The 7,945-nt window shown below is 50.8% G+C and carries 3 protein-coding genes and 1 tRNA gene; 1 reads left to right on the forward strand and 3 read right to left on the reverse strand.

Translation table 11 applies throughout. From position 1 onward, the window contains the following. Positions 1–34: 34 nt before the first annotated feature. The 3 genes from porE to HMPREF0673_RS13115 all read right to left on the reverse strand — a co-directional run bounded on the left by porE (position 35) and on the right by HMPREF0673_RS13115 (position 7,289). Positions 35–2,119: a PorE family type IX secretion system protein gene (gene porE, locus HMPREF0673_RS13105; protein WP_007903423.1), complete on the reverse strand. Its 2,085-nt coding sequence runs from the start codon at positions 2,117–2,119 to the stop codon at positions 35–37. Positions 2,120–2,387: 268 nt separating this feature from the next. Then, entirely contained in the window at positions 2,388–4,217 is a 1,830-nt protein-coding gene (locus HMPREF0673_RS13110) for a RagB/SusD family nutrient uptake outer membrane protein (RefSeq protein WP_007903425.1), read from the reverse strand. A 33-nt stretch (positions 4,218–4,250) separates the two neighbouring features. Further along, positions 4,251–7,289, reverse strand: a complete 3,039-nt coding sequence (locus tag HMPREF0673_RS13115; protein ID WP_007903427.1) for a SusC/RagA family TonB-linked outer membrane protein — start codon at positions 7,287–7,289, stop codon at positions 4,251–4,253. Between the two features lie 338 nt (positions 7,290–7,627). Between HMPREF0673_RS13115 and HMPREF0673_RS13120 the strand changes: the two genes are divergently transcribed. Continuing rightward, positions 7,628–7,704 (forward strand) — tRNA-Arg (locus tag HMPREF0673_RS13120). Positions 7,705–7,945 lie beyond the last annotated feature (241 nt).

Raw genomic sequence — 7,945 nt, forward strand, 5'->3', positions numbered from 1 at the left:
GGTATGGCAGGGATGCCATACCCTCCTAAATATGTTATTCGATAAAGAAGTCGTAGTTTTCTTCCGTGTCTTTCTTCTTATCCTCCGACGGCTGCTTGGGCTTCGGTACCTCCTTCAGTTTTCCGTCCTTGTCGAACATGCCGTACGTTGTGCGCAGCACGATGAACTCCGTGCGGCGGTTCAACTGGTTGCAAATCTCCTGCTTGTCCTTGTCGAGCGTAAGGATGAACTCCTCCGAGAGCACGTCGCCTTCCTTCAGCCACGGATACTTCTCGGTGAGTTTCTTGCGGATAGTCTTCGGCTTCTCCTTGCCGTAGCCCACGGGCGAGAGACGGTCGCGCGAGATTCCCTTTTCCGTGAGGTAGGCAACCACTGACTCGGCGCGTCGCTGCGAGAGTCCCTTGTTGTACACCGCCGAGCCCTTATAGTCGCAGTGCGACGAAAGCTCTATCGTCACGTTCGGATTCTCGTTAAGCAACTTCACCAGTTCGTCGAGCGCAGCCGTCGACTCCGGTCTGAGCGTAGCCTTGTCGAAGTCGTAGAAGATATTGTCGATAAGCACCGGTGCCGTGATGGAAGCAAGTGGGAACTGCATCACGTATTCCTCCGACTCCTCAGCCGGTTTTACACGTAGTTCCTCCTTATGGTTGAGGAATCCCTTGCACGTTGCGAGGAAGATATAGTCGACGTTCGGGCCAATCACATAGTCGAACGAGCCATCGCCCTTCACGCTCACCTTCTTGTTCGTGCCGTCCGATCCGACGATGTACACAAGTGCCTCAGGCAGTTCGTAGCCGTCCTGCTCGTACACCCAACCCTTCACGTTCTGCACAATCTCCGGGTTCTCAAAACTGTAAATCTTGTCCCATCCCCTGCCGTCGTTGCGGTTCGACGAGAAGTAGCCGCGGTTGTGCACACCCTCGAACGTCATGCCGAAGTCGTCGCCCTGCGAGTTGAGCGGATACCCCGGATGCTCAATGGTGTAGCCACCGTTCTTATTCGGCGATGCGATGTAGATGTCCAAACCACCCATGCCCACATGACCGTCGCTCGAGAAGTAAAGGTCGCCGTTGGCACGGAACGTAGGGAACATCTCGTTGCCCGGCGTGTTGATTGGTTCGCCTAAGTTCTCCACACCCACAAGACCCAACGACGTGATGCGTGCTCGCCAGATGTCCAGTCCGCCCAGTCCGCCCGGCATGTCCGACACGAAGTAGAGCCACTCGCCGTCGGGCGACACCGCAGGGTGGGCGTAGCTCGAGAGCGTGTCGTTCGTCACTTTGAATTCCTCGGGCTTTCCCCATGCAGCATCAGCGCGTTGCGATGTCACAATCTGCGCATAGCGCGGATACGACGGGTCGGTCTGACACTGCGTGACGTACATTGTCTTGCCGTCGGGCGACAGCGCACAGGCACCCTCGTCATACTCCGTGTTCAGTCCGCCGTTCACCGGCTCCGGCTTCTGCCACTTTCCCTTCTCGTCCTTCTGCGACACGAAGATGTCGGCAGCCTTCGCTCCGGTGATGCCGCTCAGTTCGTTGCCCGTGGCGTCGTTGCGTGTAGAGGTGAAGTAGAGGTAGTCGTATTGGTCGCCACCGAGCACTGGGCTATAGTCGGCGCGTCTGGAGTTGAACACGTCCATGCGCTTCACCTGATAGCGCGAACCCTCCTTCTTCCATTGCGGTGCGTTTTCAGCCGAGGCGAGTCCGTTCTTTGCGAGCACGTTGTCGGGCATCGAGTCGAGCACAGCGCGGAACTCCGTCTCCGCCTGCTTGTATGCACCGTTCTTCAGCAGCAGACGGGCGTAGTTGAGGCGGTCTTGCGTCGAAGCCTGGTTGTATCTGATGGCGTTGCTGTATGCCGCAATCGCCTTCTGCGTAGAGTTGATGCGCTCGTTGCAGTAAGCCACCTTCAGTGCTATCTTGCCACGCTGCTCGCGTTCTTTCGGCGCAGTGCGCTGATAGGCACGCTTGAACTGCGTCGCTGCATCGTAGTATTCGCCCACTGCAAGATACTTCTCACCCTTCTTCAGGTTCTTCTCCGCGCCGCAACCGCTGAGCATGAGCGCAGATATAGCGAGAATGAATAGGGTGGAGTAGAGTCTTATTTCTTTCTTCATTGATATGTTCTGTTTAATTAACAAAACGTATAACTCCTGCTTTTATTGTGTAGCGAGGCATGTATTAGGAGGGTATGGCATCCTTACCATACCCACGCTGCCCTCCAGTAGCCAAATAGCCGCCCTCCATATAGCTAACTGTCTGCCTTCCATACAGCTAAAAAGCTAATTGCGTGGGTATGGCAGGGATGCCATACCCTCCAATCGAAAAAATCCTCGCAAACGCATTAGCGTCTGCGAGGATGATATTTGTATTGTTAATCGTTGATTAGCGCTTCAACAATGGGTTCTTCTCAACGTCAACTGTTGGATAAGGACAGTAGATAGAGTTATCGCCAGCCCATGTGTTCTTAACAACAGATACGCTTTCCTTAGCCTTGTATTCCTTGCCAGTAGCATCCTTAGCTACAACAACCTCAGGGTTAGCAACGCGGTAGTCGAAGTTCTTCTTGAGTTCGTTCATACGGAGCTCGTCGGCGCGGCGTGTAACCATCTGTGTCCACTGACCTGCAACCTCCCAGCCGTGCTCGATGTAGCAAGCCTCAGCGAGCTGGTCTGCAGTCATGTTAGCGATAGCAACCTTTGTGCCGTCTGAGAGAGTTACGTTCTCGAAGTCGGTAACGGCACGCTTGCGAACCTCGCGCAGATATTCCTTAGCAGTCGTGAGGTCAGCAGCACCTGAGCGAGCTGCACTCTCTGCATACCAAAGAAGTACCTCTGACCAGCGGATCAGACGATGACGACGACCGTTAGTCATGTTGGTGTAGTTAGGCTTGGTGTAGTCGTACGGCTGCTTGAGCTCGATGTTAGAGTTAGAAGGATCGCAGTTGGTAGTGTAGACAGCGAACATAGGGTGGTAAGCTGCTATGTACTGATCGCCCTTCTTGAATGTACGCTGCTCGTACTTGCCTGTTGACACCTTACGATATTCCTCAGGCTTCTCTGCAACCTTCTTCTCGAGGTCGGCAATCTCCTTGTCGTAAGCTTCCTTATCCTTAGCAGGGTCGTTCTTCAGGTCAACAGCCTCCCAAACGTCCTCAGCTGCAATCTCCCACCAATCAACTGTGCGGTAGATTTTTGTACCCTTCTGGAATGTAACCTTAGGAGCATAAATAGCATCCTTACGTGGTCCTTCCGGATAACGCTTCCAGAATGCGATCTCGCCCCAAGCATCGCCCCAACCACCATCGCCGAGTCCTTCAAAGCGACAGCAAGAAGTAAGCTCAGAGTCGTGATCCCAAGAACCGTTGTTCCAGTTGTTGTCGATACCTACGACAGTTTCCTTATTGTAGTTGTGACCCATTGAGTAAACGTGGCTCCAGTCAGCGTCGTTATAGAAGCCGTATGTGCCGTTAGCGTCGATTACTTCCTTAGCCTTGGCAGCTGCGAGACCGTAGTACTCCGCGCCCTTGTTGAGCGGGTAGCCTGCCATTGCCATGTACACTGCTGCGAGTGTAGACTGAGCAGCCTGCTTTGTAGCCCATGCGTCAACGCCGTCGTGGTTGCGCGGAGCCTTGCTATAGGAAGTAGGAAGATTCTCAGCGAACTTCAAATCCTTAACGATGAGATCGTAAATCTCCTCAACACTTGCAACGGTGCAGTTCTGGACATCGAGGTCTGTGCTTGTGATGAAAGGCAACGGACCGAATACGCGTACCAGGTAGAAGTAAGCGTAAGCACGCCAGTAGTGTGCATTACCGAGGGCGATGTTGATCTCCTCTTTTGAAGTTGGTGTCTTCTCTGCGCCTTCGATTACGAAGTTACAAGCCTTGATAAGGGCGAAATGTTGCTTCCAAGCGTCTGTTACACCCTTGTTGTCGCCGTCAGAGCTAAAGCCGTCGAGCGCGGCAACAGCCTGCTTGTTTGAGCCAGGGTTAGCTGTCATATCGTCGCCCTGCCACTGTGGGTACATTGGGTTGGTCCACGACTGTGTCTGGTTCAACTTTTCGTAGATTGCATGAATGCTTGCATCAAGGTCTGCCTGACATGTGAAGTATGTCTCCTGTGCCATCTGACCCTTCGGGTCCTCATCAAGGCTGCAAGATGTTGTAAGCATCGAAGCTGCGAAGAGGCAACCCATTAATATTTTTGAATTCATATTGTTTCGTTGTTTAGATTGTTAATTAGTGGTTTAGAAGTTCAGACGTACACCGAATGTGAAGGTACGTGGGTTAGGATAAGCACCCATGTCGAGACCGTTGTTGTTATCAACGTTGTGCTCTGAGAATGAGTTGCCTGCTGGATCGATACCCTTGTAACCTGTGATGGTGAAGAGGTTCTGTGCAGAGATTGACAGACGTACGTCAGCAAACTTAGTCTGCTTGCGTGGGAATGTGTAAGCCACGCTGATGTTCTCGCAACGGAAGTAGTTAGCGTTCTCAAGCCACTTGTCTGAGTTGCCGTATGTCTTGTTCTCAGCACCGATTGTAGGCATTGTCTTACCAACTTCTGAGAAGTAGTCCTTATCGGTTACGAACATCGAAGCACCTACCTCAGAGTTCATGGCGTAGCGCACGAGGTTCAAACGCTTAGCACCGAATGCTGCGTTGAAGAATGCGTTGAATTCCCAGTTCTTGAAGCTGATGGTGTTGTTCCAACCGAGTGTTACGTCTGGGTTAGAGTGTCCGAGAACGAAGCGGTCTGTGTCAGCGTTCGGAGTGCGTGTCTTTGTGCCGTCGGCTTTGTAGTAGGTATCCACCCACTGACCCTTCTCGTTCTGCTCAAGACCTGCCCACTTGAAGCCGTAGAATGTACCGATTGCCTCACCCTCGGTGATGATGGTACTTGCGTCTACTGTACCCGGTGACGGGCTGTTGCCGTAGAGACGCTTAGTCTGTGCAGTAAGCTTAGTAACTTCGTTCTTCAGGTAGCTTAAGTTGAGAGTAGATGTCCACTGGAGATCCTTCTTCTGCAGTATCTGTGCTGTCAGGCTAACGTCAACACCCTTGTTGCTTACCTCACCGGCATTTGTCCAATACTCGAGAGCACCGATATAGCCAGTAGACGACTGCTTCAAGAGGGCATCAGTAGTCTTCTTCCAGAAGAGGTCAACACCGAGGCTCAAGCGGCTGTTGAAGAAGCCGAAGTCGAAGCCGAGGTCGAACTGCTTAACCTTCTCCCATGTGAGGTCAGGTGTAGCGATGTTGCCAGCCCAGTAGCCAGTGTAGTTGGTATCTGTACCATAGTTGAACGACAAAGTCTTGAGCGAAGCGAGTGTTGAGTACGGATCAATATCCTGGTTACCGATGACACCGTAGCTTGCGCGAACCTTGAAGTTGTCAACAACGTTGCGAACTGGTTCCCAGAACTTTTCGTTAGAAACAGTCCATGCAGCAGCGATAGATGGGAAGTAGCCCCACTTCTTGTTTGTGAAGCGGCTTGAACCGTCGGCACGGAATGTACCAGTCAGCATGTACTTGTCTGCATAGTTGTACATAACACGTGCTACGCCAGAGAGCATGAGCCACTTGCTGTAGCCGTTGTCTGCGTCGCGCGAAACAGCGTTCTTGATGTTCCAGTAGCCGAGAGCTTCCTGACCAAGACCCTTACCCTCGATGCTCATGCGACGAATCTCGCGGTTTGATGCCTCCCATACGCCGGTAGCAGTAAGGTTGTGGTCGCCCCAAGAGTGCTGGTAAGTAAGGTTGTTGGTTGTCTGAAGAGCCATTACCTGAGCGTTGTTGTTGCTCATTTCGGTCTTACCGAACAACTTTGTAGAAGAAAGTGAGTACCACTTATAATCGTTGAAGTCGATACCGTTTGTTGTGGTGAATGTCAAACCATCGCAGATGTTGAACTTCAAGTCAACGTGACCAGTTACCATTGTACGGTTGCGGTCGCTCTTGTTAGCGTGGATAAGGCCATAAGGGTTAGCCTGGATGTTGTTGTACGGGTCCTTGTTGTAGTTGCCGTTAGCATCAGTCATCTCCATTGTCGGAGAGTAGTTAAGACCTACCCAGATTGGGTTCGACTGGTTCTGAGCGAAGCCTGCCGAGCCGCTGTTCTCTGTACGAGAGAGGTTGGCGTCTGCTGTGAGCTCCAACCACTTGTAGAGCTTGTTGTGGATATTGAACTTAACGGCGTAGCGCTTCGACTTTGTGTCGCGGATAACACCCGTCTGATCCATATAGTTGGCAGAGAAGTATGTCTGTGTGCCCTCTGTACCCTTAGAGATAGCCACCTTGTAGTTCTGTGTAACGCCAGTGTGGAGCAACTGATCCATCCAGTCGATACCCTTGTTTGAGCCGTCGATATAACCAGCGAGAGCACTTGCGTCAGCACCCTTGTACTGTACCAAAGCGTTTGCATAGTCCTTAGTGCTCATCACTTCAGGTATGTGGTATGCGTTAGACACACCGAGCGAAGCGTCGAATGTAACCTGAGTCGCACCAACCTTACCAGTCTTGGTCTGAACCATTACAACACCGTTAGCACCACGTGCACCGTAGATGGCTGTAGAAGAAGCGTCCTTCAGCACCTGGATGCTCTGGATGTCCTCAGGGTTGATACCCTCAAGACCTGTCTCACGAACGATGCCGTCAACTACGTACAACGGGTCGTTGCTCTTGTTTACGGAGCTTGTACCACGCACACGGATTTTCATTGCACCACCAGGAACGCCAGACGACATTACCTGCACACCCGACATACGACCGTTGAGGGCATCCTCAACACGTGCTACCGGCTGATCCTTGAACGACTTGCTGTCCATGATGGCTACAGAACCAGCCAAGTCGGCTTTCTTCACAGTACCATAACCGATAACAACAACGTCGCTAAGCATCTCAGCGTCTTCATGAAGAGTAATCTGAAGGTTCTTTTTACCAGCTACAGAAACCTCCTGAGCCTTGTAACCTACGTAAGAAACTACTACTGTTTGTGATTTAGAAACACGGAGTGAGAAGTTACCATCAATGTCGGTAACAGTTCCGTTGCTCTTGTTGCCTTTCTCTACAACGCTAACGCCAATAAGCGGTTCGCCAGCGGCATCAAGAACGCGACCAGTAACCTGCTGGTTCTGCGGTGTTTGAGCTACATTGTAAACCGAACGTGCGAGTTCGTCAGCTGCTGATGCGCTTGTGGCGCAGAGCATAATACCCCCCCCAATTAGCAACGAAACAGCCAACTGCTTCGTCATAAGTGGAAGTAAAGGCTTCTTTACTTTTTCCATAGATTTGGTTTTTAAGTTTTGTAATGCACCGTTGTTAGCATCTTGTCAGAAGCTGTTGCGAGCATACCGTTTTAAAATTAATAATAGTTATGTAGTATTTTATAACTCGGTATAAAACAATAGTCACTATCTTTTCACCTTGTGCGTTTTTTTACTGGAGTGATTTGTTTTTAGTAGGCGATTGTTTTTTTACGGCTGCAAATGTACGAAAATTTATTTATGCACAAAAAAAAATATTAAAAATTTTAATGAAAACGTTTGTCTTGCACGTTTTTTGTACAGCAATCGTTCGTCAGTTTAAAACAATTTGCGTAAATTTGCATCTGAAAAATCGCAACGGTTCCGTAGCTTAGCTGAATAGAGCGTCAGATTCCGGTTCTGAAGGTCGTGGGTTTGAATCCCACCGGAATCACCAGGAGGTGCAGCCTTTCGAGGTTGCACATTTTTATATTAGGAGGGTATGGCATCCTGCCATACCCACGCCGCATTAGTCTCAGCAGTCTGCTGCACCTTTTTATTTTAGAGCAGAAAGACTTGGTCGAGAAAAAGTTCTGAAGGTCGTGGGTTTGAATCCCACCGGAATCACCATGGGGGTGCAGTTGTCTCAACTGCACCTTTTTATATTAGGAGGAAGGTGTGTCAAAACTCCCTTATTC

It is taken from the genome of Leyella stercorea DSM 18206, from assembly GCF_000235885.1.
Taxonomy (GTDB): domain Bacteria; phylum Bacteroidota; class Bacteroidia; order Bacteroidales; family Bacteroidaceae; genus Prevotella; species Prevotella stercorea.